We start from the raw sequence: 19,478 nt of genomic DNA, 5'->3' as shown, positions 1-19,478 counted from the left end.
TTGATGCTTTCAATGAACGATTTGCGGGGCGTTGCAAGTCAGGCCGTGTTGAATCACGGTTAATTGGCCGATTTGCAATCCTAGTGCCGCCAGCAATGGCGTCACCAGCGTATTGAGCAACGGATTGACGAGCCCGAGCAGCAACGGGATGAGCTGGTCCGTCAGTGGCTGAAGAATCACGGTGAGAATCGACAGATCCAGCCCGAGAATGTCGAGCTTGAACGACTGGAGATTCAATAGATTGGTCAGTTGCACGTTGAGCGAGTTGGTCGCGCTCGACGACGTGCTCCAGTTGGGTCCCGGAGACCATGCAGACGACGAACACGCGCCATTGCTCGGCGTCGTATTGCAGAACGAGTATTGTGAATTGTTCGGATAAAGCGTGCCGGTCCCGGCCAACGACAGATTGGCATTGAGCGCCCCCGGGGTCGACGGCAACGGCGGGCCGCTGTAGACGGGCGCACTGGTGCTGCTCCCGACGTAAGCTACCGGGTTCGACACGGATAAAACCACTTGCAGGAGCGAAAAATTGCCGAGCAGCCCGCCACCGGATATTTTCGCTACGGGAATCGTGCCCGACGCGGACGAGCAACTCGGTGAATTGAGGTTCAAACTTCCCCCGGTATTTTGTCCGGCGCAAATCATCGCCACGCCCGGCAATGCACCGAACGTCGCGGTGCTCGATGCAGGCGTCGTTTGGCAACTCGTGTTGGCTAGCCATGCCCGGCCGGGGCCGCCAAGGATGATATACAGGGGCAAATGCGGCCCCGTCACTTGAAGCGTCAATAGACCAGACAAGCCCAGCGGTTTCGGATCCGACAGCGCCTGCACATCGACGTAAAGCCCGATCTCGGCCTGCGACGCCTGCGTGCGCCAGATGCCGTTTACCTGTCCGGCTTCGCCGATTCCGATCGACGGCGGCGCGAGCACCTGCAATTGCAGGCTATTGACTCGGACCAGTGACGACACCGCCGAAATAAGCGGACAGAATGCACTGCCGGGGCAATTGGCCTGTCCAACCGACAGCGTCAGCGCGCTGTTGTACGCGCCGATCTGTGCTGTGGTCAGCAACAACTGAAGCACGTTGATGCTGGCGTTCGCCGCCGCCTCCGGATTACTGCCCGAGTACTGCAGGAGGCTTCCCAAAGCGATCTTGTTCGCATTGACGTTGGCACCGACGCTGTTCTTCAGCACCGTGAGCACCGCGCCGACCGTGGTATTGCTGCCCACCGCCGTAGCGGCAAGGTTCAGGATATCCGATACGGACAGACTGAGGCCAAGCAACTTCCCGACGCTGGCTGGATTGGACATGCCTGCCGTGCCGAGTTGGGTCGCGACGTTCGCCAATTGACCGAGCGTCACGTTTGCCGCGGCCAACGCCTGGTAATTGGCCAAGCCCACGTTGACATTGGTCGAGGCACCGAGCAACCCGGTCAACAACGGATCGAGTATCGCCGACGAAGAGCTATTCAGGTTCGCAAGCGTCGAACCCACGCTAAATGTATCGATCGCGGCTGCACGTGCGGTCGCCGTCGCGGAGATGATCGCCCGCCGTCCGCTCAACTGGTTGAGCAGCCCCAGGAAGAAGTAGTTCACCTGCCGATACGCCGTCACCTGGGCCGCATTCGCCACGGCCGACGCGGGCGTCACGTAAGCAGTCGACGCATCCCACCTCCCGCAACTGACGGCAATCTGGTCGTTTCCCGCAGTAGGACTTGCCGCCGCCGTGGCGCTTATCAGCGTGAACGCGTAACCCTTGTCGTTGATGGTCGCACTCGTCGTTACGTTGTTCCGGGCATCGGTCAGGCAACCGGTCGGATCGGTCGTCATCGGCTGCACTGCCGCCAACGCGGCCAAGTCCGCGACCCTTTGCAGATCGCGCTTCTGCCAATACAGATTCGCAACGTCGACCACGCCGAGCACCACGATCGCGACCATGACCCAGATCGCTGCCATGACTGCAATAGAGCCACGTTGGCGCCGCTTGCCGAACCAGCGAGCGCCGTGCCGCAAAGACTCATGTGCTTGATCTGCGCGCATCGTCATCTCGCCTACTGCGCACTCTGCCCGCTGCCCGACATCCCGTTCGACGAACTGCCGAGCTGCGTGCTCATCGACACCGGAATCTTGTTCTTGAACGAATCAAGATAGCGCTGGTAGACCAGCGACGCGACGTCGCCGAGCAGCGGTTGTGCCGGGGCCGCAGCACGGTTTTCTCGTTGGATCGAGAGCCACTCTTTCGTCGAACGGTCGACATCGGAGGCGCCTGGCGTCGTTTCCGATTGTTCCTGCGCGACTGCGGTGCCCATCGTCATCGTCATGATCGCGGCGAGAATCACGATGCAGCTCGCACGCGCGTTTCGATAATGTTTGTTGTTCATGTCGATCCCCGCATCCTTGTTCATTGTGCAAATCGCTGCAGCAGCGGCACGGTCTGGTCATAACCGAAATTGTTTGCCATTGGCGTAATGGGCGCATTCGGCACGTGCCGCGACACCACCGGCGGCATCGCGACCGCGCGTTGCTGCGCACGCGCCGCGGCTGCGACCTTCGCGGCATCGCTCGCGATGTCCCGGCGGATATCCGCAGGTAGTCGCTGCTGATTCATCAGCCGCTGCGCGTCTTGTGTGCGCCCGGCGGCAAGCAAATACAAAGCAAGGTTGCTGACGATCTTCGGATTGCGCTGGTCCAGTTCGGCCGCCTTCATCAAGGGCACCCGTGCGCCCACCACGTCGCCGTTACGCAATTTCGCATAGGCGAGATCGGACAGCAACGACGCGTCCGTCGGCGCAAGCTCCGACGCCTGTGTCAGAGCACGTACCGCCTGATCGAAATCCCCGGCCGCGCCGGCGAGCAATCCGAGTCCACGATACCCGCGAGCGGCGAGCGGCGTCTTCAGCAACTGCGTGTAGGCGGCCGCGCTCGCAGCCGGCTGATCTGTCATGCGCAGCGCGTCCGCGCGAAGCAGGATCGTATCTGGTGAAATGCCGTATGCCTTGTCATAAGCGTCGATGTGGGCAAGTGACGCGTAATAGAGACCTTGGGCCTGCATCCGCTGGATCAAGCCGAGATACATCGCCGGTGTGTCCGGCACGGCCTGCTTCTGGTCAGCCGCCTGGATCAGTGCCGCGCGTTCGGTTTGCGCACCGACACCGTATCCGCTTTCCTTGGTCGCGCAAGCGCCAAGCAGCAGCACTGCCGTTGCCATACCTGCGTGCGTTGCCGCTCTGCCGATCCGCTTCATCGTCATTCCTTCCATCTATCAATGATGCGCCGACAGCGCATGCATCACCGCCAGAAATCCGGGCCCCGCGGTCACGATCAGCAGCGCCGGCAACAGCGTCAGGATCATGACTCCCGTCATCTTCACCGTCAGTCGACCGATGCGTTCGCGAAGCATCGCGCGGCGCGTCTCGCGCAGCCTGTCGCCGAACTGCTTGAGCGGCTCCTGCACCGCGCCGCCGTGCTTGTCGACCTGAACCATCAAGCGGACAATCGCGCGCAAATCCTCGTTATCGAATCCGCCGGACAACCTTTGCATCGACTGATCTCGCGTGCGGCCCGCTGCAAATTGGCGCTGCGCGATCCCGACCTCCGACGACAGCACGGGCATCATCCCCCGAAAATCGTTGGTTACGACCTGCAAGCTTTGATCCAGCGATAGTCCGACTCCTTGCAACAGGCGCAGCATGTCGACGAACAGCGGAAGTTCATCGACCACGCTTTGGCGACGCGCCGACGCGCGGCGCCGCAAGAAAATCTTCGGCAGCATGAAGCCGAGCGCGAATGCAGCGAACATCCCGATCGTCCAGTATCCGCCCCTCATTCGCCCGCTGGCGAAAATCGCGAAGATAACCGGCAGACTGATTCCGCACGCGATCCGCGCACTCAGGAACAGTCCGCGGGTGCGGGTGTCGATGTAGCCGCACTGCTCAAGAAGGCGGCGATCTTCTTCCGCGACAATGTGTTTGCCGAAACCGGTATCGAGCCAGCGCATGCCGACCGCCGACACACGAGCCAGTAGACGTTCAAAGCGCTGGCGGTCACGCGTAGCCGGCTGCGTATCTGCACTGCCGTCCGCCGTCGCCCGCACCTTGGCCGCTTCGAGCGCCGCCATGCGCCGATCGAGCGCATCGACCAGTGCGCGTTCGGCGCGCGAGGCTGCGCTCGCACGCAGCAACGCGACCATCCCGAGCAACAGCACGCCGAGCGCGCCGAGTGCCACGGCAACCGATCCGATTTGAGTAGCCGTCATCGCATCACCTGAGCCTAGCCATTCGATACAACCACACGCTGCCGGTCACTTGCGCGAGAAACGCGAACATGAGAAGCATTCGACCGCTTGGATCGTTCCACATCCCTTCCAGATACTTCGGGTTGGTCATCACGACGAAACTGCCGATCGCGATCGGCAGCATCACGAGGACGAAAGCCGACAGTCGCGTCTCCGCCGACATCGCCGCCAGTTCACGCTCGGCCTGCTCCAGGTCGCGCATGAACACGGCCATGCGATCGAGCATGACGTCTGCACGTCCCCCATACTTGACCGACAAACGCAGCACCGATCCAAGAAGCTCGAATTCCTGCGTCCGGTAAATTTTCGCGATATGAAGCATCGCGCGATCGATCTCCACGCCGGTCCGCAACATCCGGGAAACGTGATCGAGACACCCGCGCAAGGGCTCTTCCGTGGTCAGCAACGCAGCCTGAAATGCGGCGGGCACGCTGTTGCCGAGCGTCACCAGACGCACAATTCCGTCGAGAAACGAAGGGATCTGGCGGACAATCTTCAATCGCCGCCGCTGGATGCGTGAAGTGAGCCAGATGCCGAAAATCGCGCTGCCGCACACAAGCGCAGCGAATGCAGCGAGCACACCACCGCGGCTCCCGGCCATCGTCGCGATTGCAATGAGCACGGCAAGCGCGCCGGTGGCCTTGGCAGGCGCTCCGTCGATCCCGGCACGACTCGCGAGGTTGGTCAGATGCTCCTTGGCCTCCCCGTACCATTGCATCCACAACGCGTTCGACGCCGCATTGTGCACGTTGGGCGATGATGGGGCACGCGGCACATTGGACGCCGCCGGCTTCGCGGCCGGAACCGCTGCGCGTGCGCCCGGTTCGAGCCGGCTGTCGATGAAGCGCTTCGCATCGGTACGCACACGCCGGGTTTCCGCATGTCGCCACAGCATCAGGGCCGACGCCGCGCACAGCATCGCGACCGCGAGCACCCAGATCATTGCGCTATACATTGAAGCCCCCGCCGCGGCCGAACCCGCCACCGCCAAAGCCGCCGCCGAACCCGCTGCCACCCGATCCGCTGTTCGTCAGCGTCTGGCGGAAACGCGCGAGCTTCGGCGAATGCGGGTGGATGCCCAACGATTCCCAGTGATCGACTTCCTCGCCTTCGGGCGTCACGCGCGCTTCGTACCGATACAGCTCTTGCGTCGCGATGATGTTGTCGGACAAGCCGGTCACTTCGGTGATCGAAAGAATCCGGCGGCGCCCGTTCGACAGGCGTCCGATCTGCACGATGAAGTCGATCGCGTTCGCGATCTGGCGACGCAGGCTCGACTCGGTCCCCTGGAAGCCGGCAAAGCCGGCGAGCATCTCGAGACGGTACAGACATTCGCGCGGCGAACTTGCGTGCACGGTCCCCATCGAGCCGTCGTGGCCCGTGTTCATCGCCTGCAGCATTTCAAGCACTTCACCGCCTCGCACTTCGCCGACGATGATACGGTCCGGACGCATCCGTAGCGTGTTGCGCAGCAGATCGCGAATCGTCACGACGCCCGTGCCGTCGAAACCGCCCGGCCGGCTTTCGAGCCGCACGACGTGCGGATGGTTCAGGGATAGTTCGGCCGTATCCTCGATCGTCACCACCCGCTCGGCCTCCGGAATGTGGAACGCCAGCGCGTTGAGCAGCGACGTCTTCCCCGAACTCGTGCCGCCGGATACGAGTATGTTGCAGCGCGCCTCGACTGCCGCCTCGAGCAACGCGCCGATCTCTTCGTTGTACGTGCCGTTGCCGAGCAGGTCCGACGGCTTGAGAGGATCTTTGCGGAATTTCCGGATCGACACGATCGGGCCGTCGATCGACAGCGGCTCGATCACGACGTTCACGCGGCCGCCGTCGGGCAATCGCGCATCGACCATCGGATTCGACTCGTCGAGACGGCGTCCGATCGGAGCAAGAATCCGCCGCACGATGCGCAGCAGATGTGCGTTGTCCGTGAAGCGCACCGGCAGCTTTGCCAGGATCCCGTGACGTGACACGTACACGTCGTTGTAGCCGTTGATCAGGATGTCCTCGACCGCCGGATCCGCGAGCAGATCCTCGATCGGACCGAAACCGGCAAGCTCCTTCGTGAGCGCCTCCGCAACGGCACGCACCTCGTTCTCGTTGAGCGGGATACGGCGCAAGCGCACGAAGCTGTCGATCTCCAGGTCGACGAACTGGTTGATCGCCTGACGGGACCACCGGCCGAATTCGGCCCCCAGTTCCTCGATGCGCGTCAGCAAGTGCTCGTGCGCGGCATTCTTGATGTCGTGGAATTGCTGGGTCTGGGAAAACGGCGCTGCGCCGTCGGCGAATTGAATGTCGTGTGCCATCGGTTACGACCGCTTGGACGAGGGTTGAATGAAACGCTTGAGCGCGGACAGGCCGGGCGCGGCCCGCGACGCGCCCGCCATGCCGGATATGCCGGGCAGCCGCGTGGCGAGGGATTCGAGTGCGCGCACGTATGGGTCGCGCTCGGCCGCATCGACAATGAGTTTTCCCTGGTTCGCGGCATGACCGATCGCGACGCGGCGTGCGGGCAACGTGCCGACGAGCGACAGCCCGAGACGCTCGGCGATCTGCGCGGGCATCAGGTCGAGCCCGGGATCGTACTGGTTGACGACCAGTTTGACGCGATCGGTATCGACACCGACATCGCGTAGCCCTGTCAGCAGGTCGGCCGCGGACACGATCGATGCGACACCTTGGTCGCAGACGAGCCACGCCTCGTCGGCCGATGCGGCGATCTGCGTGACGAACTCACGATTCGTGAACCCGCCGAGATCGACGACCTGCTGGTCGAAGAACGCGCGAAACCGGTTCAACAAACCGATGCACGACGCATACGATACGTCGCGCAACGCGCCGAGGTCCGGCGGCAGCGTTGTCAACGCAACACCGCTGTGATGGCGGGTCAACGCAGTGTTCACGAACGTGCGATCGATGCGGCGCAGATTCTGCACGGCATCGATGAAGTGGAATTCGCAGCGCGTGTTCAGGAACAACGCACCGTCTCCGGCGGGCAGCCCGAGGTCGATCAGCGCGGTCTGCCGGCCGGCCGGCGCGCTGCCGTTCGGGTTACGCGTCACCCCCGGCCCGAGTGCGCGCTTCTGCAGCCACACAGCAAGATTCGCGGCGAGCGTGCTGACTCCCATGCCGGCGCGCGCGCCGAGCAATGCGACGACCTTGCCGTGTCGGCTCGCGGGCTCGCTGACGTGCGACAGCATTCCGCGCGTGGTCCGCAGCGCATCCTCGGCGGGACCGGACACGTCGATGAAATCGCGCACGCCCGCACGCAGCGCGGCCAGCGTGCTCTCCGGCTGCGCGAGCGAGCCGAGCGCGACGATCGGCAGGCCCGGATGCGCTGCGCGCACCGCGGCAACCGCGGCGCTCGCCACCTCGCTGCGATCGGAGAAATCGATAAAGACCAGCGCCGGATTCAGCCCCGTGATGCGCTGCGCGAGCATCGCCGGTTCCAGCGACGCCGCCTCCACTGCTCCGGCGGACACCAATGTTTCGGCGAGCCAGCGCACATGTGCTTCCTTTGTCGACGCACAAACGAAATAGTCGATCACGGCGGGTTCACACAATGATTGGGTTCGTGCGTTCATGTCGAACACCCCCGATTAGGCAAGGCGTCGCGACGTATCGCAACGCGCCATGCTTCACATTCATTTGGAAAATCCCGGCGCGGCGTCCGGCGACGCCGCCCCGCCCAGATACGATCGCCACACCGGGCCGTCGCGCTGCTCGGACAGCTCGCCGGGCGTCGCCGGCAGCACCGCGCCCTTCGCAATCGGCGCAACCAGGTGCGGCGTCACGATAATCAGCAATTCCTTGTCGTTCTGCTGGTAATTCAGGTTCTTGAAGAACGTTCCGATGATCGGCAGGTCGCCGAGCAGCGGCACCTTGCTCACATTCGACATGGTCTGGCGATCGATCAGGCCGCCGATCACGAAGCTCTCGCCATCGCCGAGTTCGACCGTCGTATCTGCGCGTCGCGTCGTAATGCCCGGTACCGCAACGCCGCTGATCGTCACGCTGTTGACGAAGTCGAGCTGGCTCGACTCCGGCGCGACCTTCAGCGCGATCCGGTTCGGGCTCAGCACCGTCGGCGTCAGCGACAATCCGACGCCATACTGCTTCCACTGAATCGCGGTCGAGCCGAGCCCTTGCGGCGACGGCACCGGAATCTCCCCGCCGGCAAGAAAGCTCGCGCTCTGACCGGACAACGCAACGAGCGTCGGCTCGGCGAGCACACGCGCCAGATTGTTCGCCTCGAGCAGCGACAAGTCGGCAAAGATGCCGCGGCCCGCCGCGTTCACCACCAGGTTGAATGCCGATGCAACCGGTGCGCCAAGGGTCGGGACGTACCCTCCGGTGCCTGGCCCGCCTCCACCGCCATATGACTGCACGCCGCCCGGCGAGAACGAGCCGAACGAGAAGCCGTTGCTCTGCTTGAAGAAGTTGAACCCGACCTGCTTGAGCACCGAACGACTGAATTCCACCACCCGCACGTCGACTTGCACGACGTTTTTGCCGGCCAGCGTCGAGCGATCGATCACCGTGCCCTTGGGGCTCATGTTTTTCGCAACGGCGGCGGCCCGTTCGTGCGCATCCAGGGAAGTCGCCGTTCCCTGGAGCACCGACGTCCCGCCGAACGCCTTAACCTGCGGCGTCGAACCGTCGAGTACGGCGTGCGCAGCCGCATCGACGACTTCGACGCTCCAGACCGTCGGCTCGTCGCGACCGCGCGCCCACAACATCACGTTCGTTGCACCGGGTGCCTTCGCGGTGAGCAGCACGGAGCCGGAACGACTGCCCTTCATGATCAGCACATCGGCGATCGCCGGATCCCCGACGGCGACCCGTTGCAGCGCACGGCCAGCGGAAAGCTGCCGCTGCGCGCCGACTGCGAGTTCGATCGTGCCGCCCGCGCTCGCAATGGAGGCGAATGTCAGGGTCCAGAGCGCAATCGCGAATGCAATCAGTGTGTTTTTCATTGTTTGTTGGACCGCCGCGCGGCCGTTACTTGTCGTCGCCGATGTCGATGGTCGTCGATGCTGTTCAATATGAGACCGTTTCGGACCGGCCGCCACGAATCACCTCGATGCTGCCCCCGCTTCCGCTTCCGCCCGAGCGCACCGGCGGCGCGAGGCGCGACGGGAGCGGCGGCACGTTCACGTTGGCCACCGCAGTCCTCGGCGTGCCGGACAGCTGTTGCAGCGATACGCCGGCCGCGGCGAGCGCCGACGGAGACAGTTTGTTGTCCGTGCGCACGGCCACGGTCTGCGTCGCGAGTTCATCGTCCCGCGGATTGCGCAGCGCGAGCGTAAGCCGGCCGCTGGATTCGCCGAGCGTCAGCGCGTCGACCTGCGCGGTCGGCACCGCAAGCACCGCAATGCGTGCGTTGCTCGGCTGTCCATTGCTGCCGTTGGCGGTGTTGCCGCTGTCACGTTCGGGCGTCGCGTCGCCGAACGACAGCACGCGAACTTTCGACATCAGCAGCCGAGCTTGTGTCTGCGATACCTCGCCGTCGACCATCGCACTATTCGGTTCGCGCTTCAGATTCACGAATACGTCGACAAAGTTGCCGGGCCGCAAGCGGTTGCCAACGGCGTTGGTCTCGTCGACGCGAACCGCGACCGCACGTTCGCCGGGCTGGATGTCCTCGGCAAGCCCCGATACCAGTGCTTCTGACAAGACCGGCGCTGCTGCCGGAACGTCCCTCGCAGGAATACGGCCGACCAGCGCGGCAGGATCGGCAAATGCACCTGCTGGCGCCGAGGCGGTCGGTTGGACTTTCAATGCATCAGCGCCAATCGGCTGGCCGGCCGGAAGCATACGCGTCGCGACGACGACCGGCACCGGACTCGACGTATTGGTCTGTTGTGCAGGGACGGGGTGCGCCGTGCTTCGCCCAAGCATCCACGCGTAAATTCCGAGCAGAATAGCGATCGCAATCAGCAACCCCGCGACGATTTTTGTCAGATTGTTGGCCATGTTGATATGGGAATGCCGGAATCGGTTCTGGAGCGTGGCGACGGTGAGATGACTGGTTCACGGGGATTCAATTCAAAGCATGCTCGGCAGAACCTGCACGGTCGCGCTACTCTGCAACTGCGGCGCACTGAAAATGAATATCCACGGGATCAACGGATTTGCCGCGTATGAATAGCTCGTCGTCACCATCACGTTGAATGACGACGTCGAAGTCGAAGTGAACGTTCCGCTGCAAGTGACGCCGGGTGTCGTAGCGGGCGCCGGCACCGATGTGGAAACCTGCGCAGCAAAACCGACGTTCTGCGCCCACGGCACGCCGGCCAGCGCTCGCGACACGGCATTTCGGGCATTGACCTGGAGCCGGTCACACGGCGCGGACGTGTAATTCAACGCGGCACGCGCACCTTCGGTCGCCGCGAATGTCAGGCTTTGCTGGATGATGAAAATCATCCCGAAGGTGACGATCGCGTAAAAGATGAGGAAGAACAACGGAAATACAAACGCGAACTCGATAGCCGCCGCTCCCCGTTGACGCCGCCATGCGGGCGACTGGCGTGCTTGCGTCCACCGAGCCATCACACTCCCCTCACGTGCGTAAGATGTAGAAGCCAAACGACGGCCGGCATCACGAGTAACGCTGCGTAAGGCGTCGCTCGGCGGCCCCCAAGCGTCATCGCCGGCGTATCGCGCTTGCATAGCGCCGAAATTGAAGTTCGTGACAAAACCATTACCGACAGCGCATGGAAAGCCGCTGCTACGCTTGCGATGAGCCACAACCACGGCAACGCTTGCACACCGCACCAGGCCCCGAGCACCGCGAATACCTTGACGTCGGCAGCGCCCATTACACGTAATGCAAAAAAAAGGGAGAAGCAGACTAGGCCGACAAACGCGCCGATCATTGACTGACCCATGGTCACCCCGAACGGATTTCCACTGATGGCCGCGCCGGTCAATGCACCGGCCAAACCCGCAATAACGAGCGCATTCGGAATGCGCCGATAGCGAATATCACTGGCCCCGACGAGCGTAGCCCATACCAGGAAAATCCCGGTAAACAATAGATGCGCCATGACCACGAGCGACTGCTAGCGGGTAGGCAGCGCACGGAATGCGTTGGCTGCCTATCCCAACGGATAGCAAGATCAGCTGGCCTTACAGGTAGCAGGTGTGGTTACGCAGCTTGAGATTGTCGAGAACATCGTTCCCAGATTGGTACCGATCGTGGAGACGCTTGCGATGATGGCCACCGCGATCAGCCCCGCAATCAACCCATACTCGATCGCGGTAACCCCGTCTTCTTCCTTCAGGAAGCGCTTGATGAGTGCTTTCATTTTATTCCTCGTGCCTGTATGTACATTCTTTGGCCTTTTATACGTTCTACATCCCCGCATATCCGGCCCTTGCCCCACGTCGTTCGTCACATCAGATGCAACGACAACCGGGTGCGCTTTCTTTATATGTCACCCCGAGGGGTATGTATCAATATTTGATGCAAGTTAACATTCGCGATAGTGAGCCTCCTCGAACGTCTTGTACCACACCGTACATTTGCTTACATCTGCCCCCGGATTCTATATCCGATCCAATTTACTTTCCAACCTCTTTTGAATCGGGACCGAAAAACTTTCCGGGAGCACAACGTATTTGTACGGCGTTTCGGTACGCCTTACACATAGGATTTACGATAGGTTAGATGCGCATACCTAATCCACCAGTAAAACAATCCGCCCGGTCGGCTGTGCGGCGCCCCAACCACGTTACGCCGCACGCGTAACGCCAATGTTGTGACGTTACGTTACGAAACGAGCGAAACCGTTCTCATTTGACGGCTCTTAAACAGTTTCAACAATCTTTCGACTGCCGCAAACTCCTTTTCCGACAAGGAATTGGCGCGTTTAAAACCAATCGCCGAACCAGCGACCGTCGAAATGGCACGACAGTTGCAGAGTAATCCTCGCATCACTCAACACAACATCAGCTTCAATGCGAGGACGAAATGGACATTCAGGTTATCCCTCATGGCACGCTCCGGACGACTATGATCGCGGCCACCGTGGCAGCCATGCTTTCCCTCTCCGCGTGCGGCGGTTCCGGTTCAATCAGCAAGGGTCTCAGCGGCGGCTCGAGCTCCGGCGGCGGCGACTCCATCTCCACGTCGGGCGGCGGTACCTCGGGCGGCACGTCCGGCTCGACGAGCGGCGGCACGTCGGGCAGCACCAGCGGCTCGACGAGCGGGTCGACTAGCGGCAGCACGAGCGGCTCGACGAGTGGAACGTCCAGCGGTACTTCCAGTGGTACTTCCAGCGGCACGAGCGGTACGTCCGGCGTGTCGGCGAATCCCGTGGGTACCGTCATCGCAAAGAGCAGCAATCTCATCACGGATATCGGCGGCACCGTGTCGGGCGTCGGCACCCTGATCGCCGGCCAGTCGCTGCCGGGCGTGAACCCGGGCACGACGCAGGCGGCAGGCGGCATCGTGCAAAGCGTCGGCGGCGCAGTCACGGCACTTGGCAACGGCGTCGGCAGCGGTCTCGGTCAACTCGGCGCGACGAAAGACCCGGTCGGCGTCACCGTCGCCAGCACGGGCGGCGTCGTGAACCAGCTCGGCGGCGCAGTGACGCAGACCGGCAACCTCGTCACGAGCCTCGGCACCGGCCCGCTGTCGCCGCTCGCGCCCGTCACCGGCGCCGTCGGCGGCCTGGTCACCCAGGTCGGCAGCGCGGTATCGAACGGCGGCACCACGCTTTCCAACGTGCTGTCGACCGGCCCGATCCAGCAGGTCACGCAAACGGTCAGCTCGGCAATCACGCCCATTACGACGATGGTCGGTCAGACGACGCAAACGATCGGAACGGCCACCGGTCTCGGCGCTCCGGTCAATACGCTGCTCGGCACGATCGGCAACGGCCTGAACCAGGGCGGCGCGCTCATCGCATCGACGGGTGGCAACCCCGTCACGACCGGCCTCGGCAACACCGTCTCGTCGGCCGGCAATACCGTGAAATCCGTCGGCGGGTTGCTTACCGGCGGCACCGGTGGCGTGACGAATCCGCTCGCGCCGCTCACAGGCCTCCTCGGCACCGTGGGCGGGCTGGGCGGCGTAGCAGGCGGCACGAGCGGCGGCCCGCTCGCCCCCGTCACCGGCCTCGTCTCCACCGTGACCGGCGCACTCGGCGGCGCGGCGGGCGGCACGAGCGGCGGCCCGCTCGCCCCCGTCACCGGCCTCGTCTCCACCGTGACCGGCGCACTCGGCGGCGCGGCAGGCGGCAGCGGCGGCCCGCTCGCCCCCGTCACCGGCCTCGTCTCTACCGTGACCGGCGCACTCGGCGGCGCGGCAGGCGGCAGCGGCGGCCCGCTCGCCCCGGTTACGGGTCTCGTCTCTGCGGTTACCGGCGCACTCGGCAGCGTAACGGGCGGCGGCAATCCGATCGCCGCGCCGATCCCCGCAGGCACCGGCACGGTGGGCGCGCCGGCACTGAGCGGCGGTACGGGCGCCGTGACGAGCTCCGGCTCCGGCACGAACCTGCTCGCGCCTGTCACGTCGCTGATCGGCGGCTTGCTCGGCGGCACGCACAAGTAATCCGACATCCATTCATCGAAAAGACAGCGAGGAGTCCATCATGTCCCAGCGTTCCATCACGACGACCGCCCTGCGCCAATGGCGCGTACCCCTTACCGTGTTGGCGACGGCCTGCCTGCTCGCCGCGTGCGGCGGCAACAGCGTCAGCGCACCGCCGAGCGGCAGCACCAGCGGCACGAGCGGTACCAGTGGCACGAGCGGTACCAGCGGAACGAGCGGCACCAGCGGCTCGACGTCCGGCACCAAAGGCGCCGTCAGCACGCTCGGCCAGACCGCAACCGATCTCGGCAGCACCATCGGCAACGTGAGCCTGCCCGGTCTCGGCGACGGCCTGACGAAGGGCGTCGGCAGCACCGTGTCGAGCACCGGCACGATCATCAACGCGGCCGCCGATGCGCTGAGCAACGGGCTGGGGCAGACCGGCTCGATCAAGGATCCCGTCGGCACGACGGTCGCCGGCCTGGGCAATGTCGTCGGCGCGACGAGCAACACGGTGTCCGGCTTGAGCTCCACGGTCAAGGCGCTCGGCACGGGTCCGCTGGCACCGCTGGCGCCGGTCACGACGCCGGTCGGCACGGTGCTCGACACGGTAGCCAACGGCCTGTCGGCGGCCGGCACGACGGTCGGCTCGACGCTGTCGTCGGGTGCCGTACAACAAGTCACGCAACCGCTCAGCTCCGCGATCACGCCGCTGGTGATCACCGCGGGCCAGCTGACACAGCAGGTCGGCACGACCACCGGCCTCGGCCAGCCCGTGTCGGGCCTGCTGGGCCAGGTCGGCGGCGCGATCAGCTCGGCGGGCAAACAGGTCGCCGGCACGTCGAATCAGCCGCTCGTCGGTGACGTCGGCCAACTCGTCACCGCGGTCGGCAACACCGTGACCAACGCGGGCGGCCTCGTGAATCCGAACGGACCGAATGGCGCGGCGCCGATCCCCGGCCTGATCACGAGCCTCGTCGGCGGCTCGACGGCTACCGTCCAGAATGGTCCGTCGTCGGGTTCCGGTTCGACGAACCCGCTCGGCGGCCTGTTGTCCGGCCTCGGCTCGACGCCGCTCGGTTCGCTCACGGGCGCAGTCGGCGGCGCAACGGGCAGCTCGGGCAGCAATCCGCTCGCCCCCGTCACCGGCCTCGTGTCGACGGTAACCGGTGCGCTCGGCGGCGCAACGGGCGGCGCAGGCGGTGCAAACCCTCTCGCGCCCGTCACCGGTTTGCTGAATACTGTCACGGGCGCAGTCGGCGGCGCAGCGGGTACCGGCGGTTCGTCGAATCCGCTCGCACCGGTCACGTCACTCGTTGGCGGCGCAACCGGTTCGGCGTCGTCTGGAAGTTCGACGGGCCTGCTCGCGCCGGTCACGGGTTTGCTGGGCACGCTGGGTAGCGTTGGCAAGTAAGGAGGACGGTCGCGCCTTTGCAGCCGGAGCAGGACGCGCGGCCGTACAAACACAACCGGCAATGCGGTACGCGGCGCGCGGCACCCTGGTGTCGCGCGCCCGCATTAGAAAGAAGACGAAAAAGCAAGGCCTACGAGGAAGAACAATGAAATCCAGACTCGACAGATGGATGATGCTGCTCGCCATCGCGGCAGCAGGCACGGCACATGGACAAACGCGCGCGGCGGGTAATCCGCTCGACTCCCTTCCCCAGATCAACGCACCGAAAACAGGCCCGAGCGTCACCGTCCAGGTCGCGCCGCAGGCGCCGCAACTTCAGGAACTGCTGTCGCGTCACCTGACGCCGGCGACGTTTCAGGTGGAAGGCGTGAAATCGATACCGTTCGAAGAAATCTCGCGCCGCTTCACGCCGCTCGTCGGCAAGGACATCACGATCGGCGACCTGATCGAAGCCGCGAACGGCGTGACCAAGCTGTACCAGGAGCGCGGCTACGCGCTGTCGTTCGCGTTCATTCCGGCGCAGACGTTCGAGAACGGCGTCGTGCGCGTAACGGTGGTCGAAGGTTACGTGTCGGACGTCAAGGTCACCGGCAAGCCCGGCGCGATGGAGTCGAAGATCCGCGCGATCGCCGCGCACATCACGGCCGATCGGCCGCTACGCCGCGCGACGTTCGAACGCTACGTGAACACGTTCGGCCTCCTGCACGGTGTCACGGTGAAAGCGAACGTGCCGCCGCCGCAGACGACCGACGGCGCGACGACACTCGAACTCGCGGTGGACCGCAAGGCTTTCAACATCAGCACCGGCATCGATTTCAACCACCCCGGCGTGCAAGGCCTCATCACCGCAACCGAAAACGGCCTGACGTCGTTCGGCGAGCAGTTGAGCATTTCCGCGCTGGTGCCGCCCGGGCGCGACAAGCAGACCTACGTCGCGTTCAGCGGCGCGGTACCGGTCGGCAGCAGCGGACTCGTCACACGTCTCGATGCCAGCACCTATCGCGGCAAGCCGACCGACAACCCCGGCCTCCCGTCGTCGGTCGAGCGCACGGTCAAGAACGAGAAGCTTGGTCTTTCGGCCTCCTATCCGTTGTTGCTGAACAATCAGCGCAGCCTGCTCGGCACCGTGTCGGGTTATGCGTCGCACAACGAAGACCGTTACCAGAGCAAGATCAACGGCAACAGCATCGATACGCGCTCGCAAGTGCGCGTGCTGCAAATGCAGCTCGACTACACGAGCGTATCGGACAAGCAGGTGCAGAAGCTGAGCGTCAACGTCGCAAAGGGCTTCAACATTCTCGGCGCATCGAAAGCGCAGGACGTCACGATCAGCTCGAACACGACGTCGGTGGACAGCCCGATCTCGCTGACGTTCGTGCGCACCGGCGCGACGTTCACGCAGACCAACGAATGGCCGTTCAAGATCGGCACGTCGGTCTCGCTGACCGGCCAGTACAGCCCCGACTCGCTGCCGACGTCGGAACAGATTTCGTTCGGTTCGACACGCTATGCGCTCGGCTACCAGCCCGGCGAAACATCGGGCGACTCCGGCTGGGGAATGTCGGTGGAACTCAACCGCGCGTTCACGCCCGGCTGGACGTACATGAAATCCATCACGCCATATATCGCATACGACATGGCGCGTGTGTACTTGCATACCGGCACGCCGTCGCCGAGCCGGCTATCGTCCGTCGGGATCGGCGTACGGTTTTCCGACAGCCGCTACTACAGTCTCGACCTGAACATCGCGAAGCCGGTCGGCGATGCGCCGGTTGAAAGCGCGTCGCGCAGTCCGCGCGTGAATGCCGCGTTTTCCTATCAGCTCAACTGATCGGACACCAAACGGCCCGCGTCTCGCGGGCCGTTTCGATTAGAGTCCCCTCTATCAAACGCGACGAGCGGTTTCACGTATTCTGGCAAAGCTCGCAACAAGCCACCGCCCCATGCAGACGGTCGTGCGGGCACATCGAACACGACATGAAACAAGGAGGAAGACAATGATTCAACTGACTCGCCCGTTGCGCGCATTGGCCGCCGCAAGCGCACTGCTCGCCTGCGCCGCACCCGCCTTCGCCCAGGCCGACAGCCCCGTCGGCATGTGGCAGACGATCGACGACAACACGCATCAGCCCAAGGCGCTCGTGCAGATCGCAGATGACGGCGACGGTACGCTGTCGGGCAAGGTCGTCAAGGGCCTCGGCGCCAACGATACGCCCGACCGCCGCTGCACTGCTTGCACGGACGAGCGCAAGGATCAGCTCATCAAGGGCATGACGATCATCAAGGCGATGAAGAAGGACGGCGATCACTGGGACGGCGGCAATATCCTCGACCCGGAAAACGGCAAGGTCTACAAGTGCAAGATGGCGCTGGAAGATGGCGGCCAGAAGCTGGTCGTGCGCGGTTACATCGGCGTATCGCTGCTCGGCCGCTCTCAGACCTGGGTTCGCGCGCAGTAAGTTCCGCGCCGCACATCGATGCGCACGACGCAATAAAAAAATCGGCCGGCGACGATGTCGTCAGGCCGATTTTGCTTTGATGTCCGCTTGAATGAATCAACGGGCGTCATGCTGCGTGCTTCATCGCACTCGGCGCATAGCTGCCCGGCGCTCGATATACCGGCACGGCAGCGCTTCTCACTTCGGCGGCCTTCGACTGCGCGTGCTTGCGCATCCGCGTCGACAGTTCGTTGCACAGGTTGACGCCGGCATCGCCATACAGTTCGCGCATCACCTGCATCAACGTGCCGGTTTCGTGCCACACCTTGAAGCGGCGATGGCAAGTTTGATACGACGGGTAACGACGCGGCATTGCGGACCACGTCGCGCCGCTATAAATAACCCAGAGCACGCCGTTCAGAACGGCACGCGTGTTGGCCAATGGCCGGCCGCGCAACTCGGTGCGCGGCTGCATTTCGGGCAGAAGCGGTGCGACCGCGCGCCACTCGTGGTCGGTCAGATCTCGATACGGTGTCATGGACATCTCCAGCCTTGGAACCATGACGCAACGATATCGGCTGACCTCACCGGTGAATATAAGACGAGTCCGAAAATACCCCGAGATCGCGGGAATTTGACCGGAATTGAAGATTGAAGCCCGCCGCTTGGCGCGAGCCGTCGATCAGGTCAGCGAAGTATCGACGATGCGACGCGGTGTTTCGAGGTATTCCTTCGATTGCATCTCGACGATACGCGAGACCGTGCGCGCGAATTCGTTCGCCATCGGCCCTTCGACATACAACTGCTCGGCCGGCACCGCCGCCGACATCAGCAGCTTGACCTTGTGGTCGTACAGCACGTCGATGAGCCAAGTGAAGCGACGTGCTTCCGACGCCATCCGCGGCGACATCTGCGGCACTTCCGACAGCACGATCGCGTGGAAGCGGCTGGCCAGCTCCAGATAGTCGTTCTGCGAGCGCGGGCCGCCGCACAGCGTTGCGAAATCGAACCACACGACCCCGTCTGCCTTGCGCAGCGCCTTCAGTTCGCGTTTCTCGATGTGCAGGATCGGGCTTTCGTCCGGCACCGCGGCAAGCTTCGCGAACGCATGACGCAGTTCGCGATCGGCGTCCGCGCCGAGCGGCGTGTGATACATCTGCACCTGCGCGAGCGTACGCTGGCGATAGTCGACACCCGCGTCGACGTTCAGCACGTCGAGCTTCTGTTTGATCAGCGCGATCGCCGGCAGCATGCGGTCGCGATGCAGGCCATCCGGATACAGATCGTCGGGATCGTAGTTGGACGTCATCACGAACTGCACGCCGTTGTTGAACAGGCGATCGAGCAACCGGTACAGGATCATCGCATCCGCGATGTCCGACACGTGGAATTCGTCGAAACAGATCAGCCGGTAACGCTTCGCGATGCGCCGTGCGAGTTCGTCGAGCGGATCGGCCTGCCCTTTCAGCTCCTCGAGTTCGCGGTGCACTTCGCGCATGAATTCGTGGAAGTGCAGGCGTGTCTTGCGCTGCACGGGCACCACCGCGTAGAAGCTGTCCATCAGGAAGCTCTTGCCGCGGCCAACGCCGCCCCACATATAGACGCCGCGCGGCAGATCCGGATGATTGATGAGCTTTTTGAACGCGTTCGAGCGGCGTGCCTTGTAGTCGACCCACTCGTCGAAGCAGCGCTGCAGGCGATCGACGGCCGCGCGCTGGGCGGGATCGGACTGATAGCCGCGCGTGGTCAATTCGCGCGTGTAGTATTCGGTGACGTTCATCGGGA

Annotated in this window: 18 protein-coding genes; 4 read left to right on the top strand and 14 right to left on the bottom strand. The window is 63.7% G+C overall.

What is annotated here, in order from left to right:
* Window positions 1-9: 9 nt before the first annotated feature.
* From WK25_RS07550 to WK25_RS07495, 12 genes are all read right to left on the bottom strand, one after another.
* Window positions 10-2,040 carry a pilus assembly protein TadG-related protein gene (locus WK25_RS07550; protein WP_167432642.1) on the bottom strand — a complete coding sequence of 677 codons (2,031 nt, stop codon included), beginning with the start codon at window positions 2,038-2,040 and terminating at the stop codon, window positions 10-12.
* An 11-nt stretch (window positions 2,041-2,051) separates the two neighbouring features.
* The gene (locus WK25_RS07545; protein WP_069241950.1) at window positions 2,052-2,381 is read right to left on the bottom strand and encodes a DUF3613 domain-containing protein; all 330 of its coding nucleotides are present in this window, start codon (window positions 2,379-2,381) and stop codon (window positions 2,052-2,054) included.
* A 20-nt stretch (window positions 2,382-2,401) separates the two neighbouring features.
* Entirely contained in the window at window positions 2,402-3,244 is an 843-nt protein-coding gene (locus tag WK25_RS07540) for a tetratricopeptide repeat protein (RefSeq protein ID WP_069241949.1), read from the bottom strand.
* Window positions 3,245-3,262: 18 nt separating this feature from the next.
* Complete coding sequence (locus WK25_RS07535) at window positions 3,263-4,255, bottom strand: type II secretion system F family protein (RefSeq protein WP_069241343.1); 993 nt, start codon at window positions 4,253-4,255, stop codon at window positions 3,263-3,265.
* A 4-nt stretch (window positions 4,256-4,259) separates the two neighbouring features.
* Window positions 4,260-5,249, bottom strand: a complete 990-nt coding sequence (locus tag WK25_RS07530) for a type II secretion system F family protein (RefSeq protein WP_069241342.1) — start codon at window positions 5,247-5,249, stop codon at window positions 4,260-4,262.
* Window positions 5,242-6,609: a CpaF family protein gene (locus WK25_RS07525; protein ID WP_040144070.1), complete on the bottom strand. Its 1,368-nt coding sequence runs from the start codon at window positions 6,607-6,609 to the stop codon at window positions 5,242-5,244. Before WK25_RS07525 ends, WK25_RS07530 begins: the two co-directional genes overlap by 8 nt.
* A gap of 3 nt (window positions 6,610-6,612) precedes the next feature.
* Window positions 6,613-7,887, bottom strand: coding sequence for a fimbrial protein (locus WK25_RS07520; RefSeq protein WP_040144933.1), 1,275 nt, complete (start codon window positions 7,885-7,887; stop codon window positions 6,613-6,615).
* A 60-nt stretch (window positions 7,888-7,947) separates the two neighbouring features.
* The gene (locus WK25_RS07515) at window positions 7,948-9,279 is read right to left on the bottom strand and encodes a type II and III secretion system protein family protein (RefSeq protein ID WP_069241341.1); all 1,332 of its coding nucleotides are present in this window, start codon (window positions 9,277-9,279) and stop codon (window positions 7,948-7,950) included.
* A 64-nt stretch (window positions 9,280-9,343) separates the two neighbouring features.
* Window positions 9,344-10,279: a Flp pilus assembly protein CpaB gene (gene cpaB, locus WK25_RS07510; protein ID WP_040144068.1), complete on the bottom strand. Its 936-nt coding sequence runs from the start codon at window positions 10,277-10,279 to the stop codon at window positions 9,344-9,346.
* Window positions 10,280-10,351: 72 nt separating this feature from the next.
* On the bottom strand, window positions 10,352-10,855 hold the full coding sequence (locus tag WK25_RS07505; RefSeq protein ID WP_040144067.1) for a TadE/TadG family type IV pilus assembly protein: 504 nt from the start codon (window positions 10,853-10,855) through the stop codon (window positions 10,352-10,354).
* Window positions 10,855-11,352 carry an A24 family peptidase gene (locus WK25_RS07500; protein ID WP_069241340.1) on the bottom strand — a complete coding sequence of 166 codons (498 nt, stop codon included), beginning with the start codon at window positions 11,350-11,352 and terminating at the stop codon, window positions 10,855-10,857. Before WK25_RS07500 ends, WK25_RS07505 begins: the two co-directional genes overlap by 1 nt.
* A 72-nt stretch (window positions 11,353-11,424) precedes the next feature.
* The gene (locus WK25_RS07495) at window positions 11,425-11,613 is read right to left on the bottom strand and encodes a Flp family type IVb pilin (RefSeq protein ID WP_040144065.1); all 189 of its coding nucleotides are present in this window, start codon (window positions 11,611-11,613) and stop codon (window positions 11,425-11,427) included.
* 665 nt (window positions 11,614-12,278) lie between these two features.
* On the opposite strand from WK25_RS07495, the gene WK25_RS07490 reads away from it, so the two are divergent.
* The 4 genes from WK25_RS07490 (at window position 12,279) to WK25_RS07475 (ending at window position 17,714) form a co-directional block, all read left to right on the top strand.
* The gene (locus WK25_RS07490) at window positions 12,279-13,862 is read left to right on the top strand and encodes a collagen-like triple helix repeat-containing protein (protein WP_069241339.1); all 1,584 of its coding nucleotides are present in this window, start codon (window positions 12,279-12,281) and stop codon (window positions 13,860-13,862) included.
* Window positions 13,863-13,899: 37 nt separating this feature from the next.
* Complete coding sequence (locus WK25_RS07485) at window positions 13,900-15,255, top strand: collagen-like triple helix repeat-containing protein (protein ID WP_156432109.1); 1,356 nt, start codon at window positions 13,900-13,902, stop codon at window positions 15,253-15,255.
* 145 nt (window positions 15,256-15,400) lie between these two features.
* The gene (locus WK25_RS07480; protein ID WP_069241338.1) at window positions 15,401-17,086 is read left to right on the top strand and encodes a ShlB/FhaC/HecB family hemolysin secretion/activation protein; all 1,686 of its coding nucleotides are present in this window, start codon (window positions 15,401-15,403) and stop codon (window positions 17,084-17,086) included.
* Window positions 17,087-17,252: 166 nt separating this feature from the next.
* Window positions 17,253-17,714 carry a DUF2147 domain-containing protein gene (locus WK25_RS07475; protein ID WP_040144061.1) on the top strand — a complete coding sequence of 154 codons (462 nt, stop codon included), beginning with the start codon at window positions 17,253-17,255 and terminating at the stop codon, window positions 17,712-17,714.
* Window positions 17,715-17,820: 106 nt separating this feature from the next.
* Here the strand turns inward: WK25_RS07475 and WK25_RS07470 are convergent, their stop codons facing one another.
* Both WK25_RS07470 and zapE read right to left on the bottom strand, forming a co-directional pair.
* Window positions 17,821-18,231 (bottom strand): transposase, encoded by a 411-nt coding sequence (locus WK25_RS07470; protein ID WP_040144060.1) that lies wholly within the window; start codon window positions 18,229-18,231, stop codon window positions 17,821-17,823.
* A gap of 144 nt (window positions 18,232-18,375) precedes the next feature.
* Entirely contained in the window at window positions 18,376-19,473 is a 1,098-nt protein-coding gene (zapE, locus tag WK25_RS07465; RefSeq protein ID WP_040144059.1) for a cell division protein ZapE, read from the bottom strand.
* Window positions 19,474-19,478: the final 5 nt, after the last annotated feature.

Origin of the sequence: Burkholderia latens (genome assembly GCF_001718795.1) — a bacterium.
Classification (GTDB): domain Bacteria; phylum Pseudomonadota; class Gammaproteobacteria; order Burkholderiales; family Burkholderiaceae; genus Burkholderia; species Burkholderia latens_A.
Note: the sequence above shows the minus strand (reverse complement) of the source record. Positions and strands in the feature narration are given on the sequence as shown.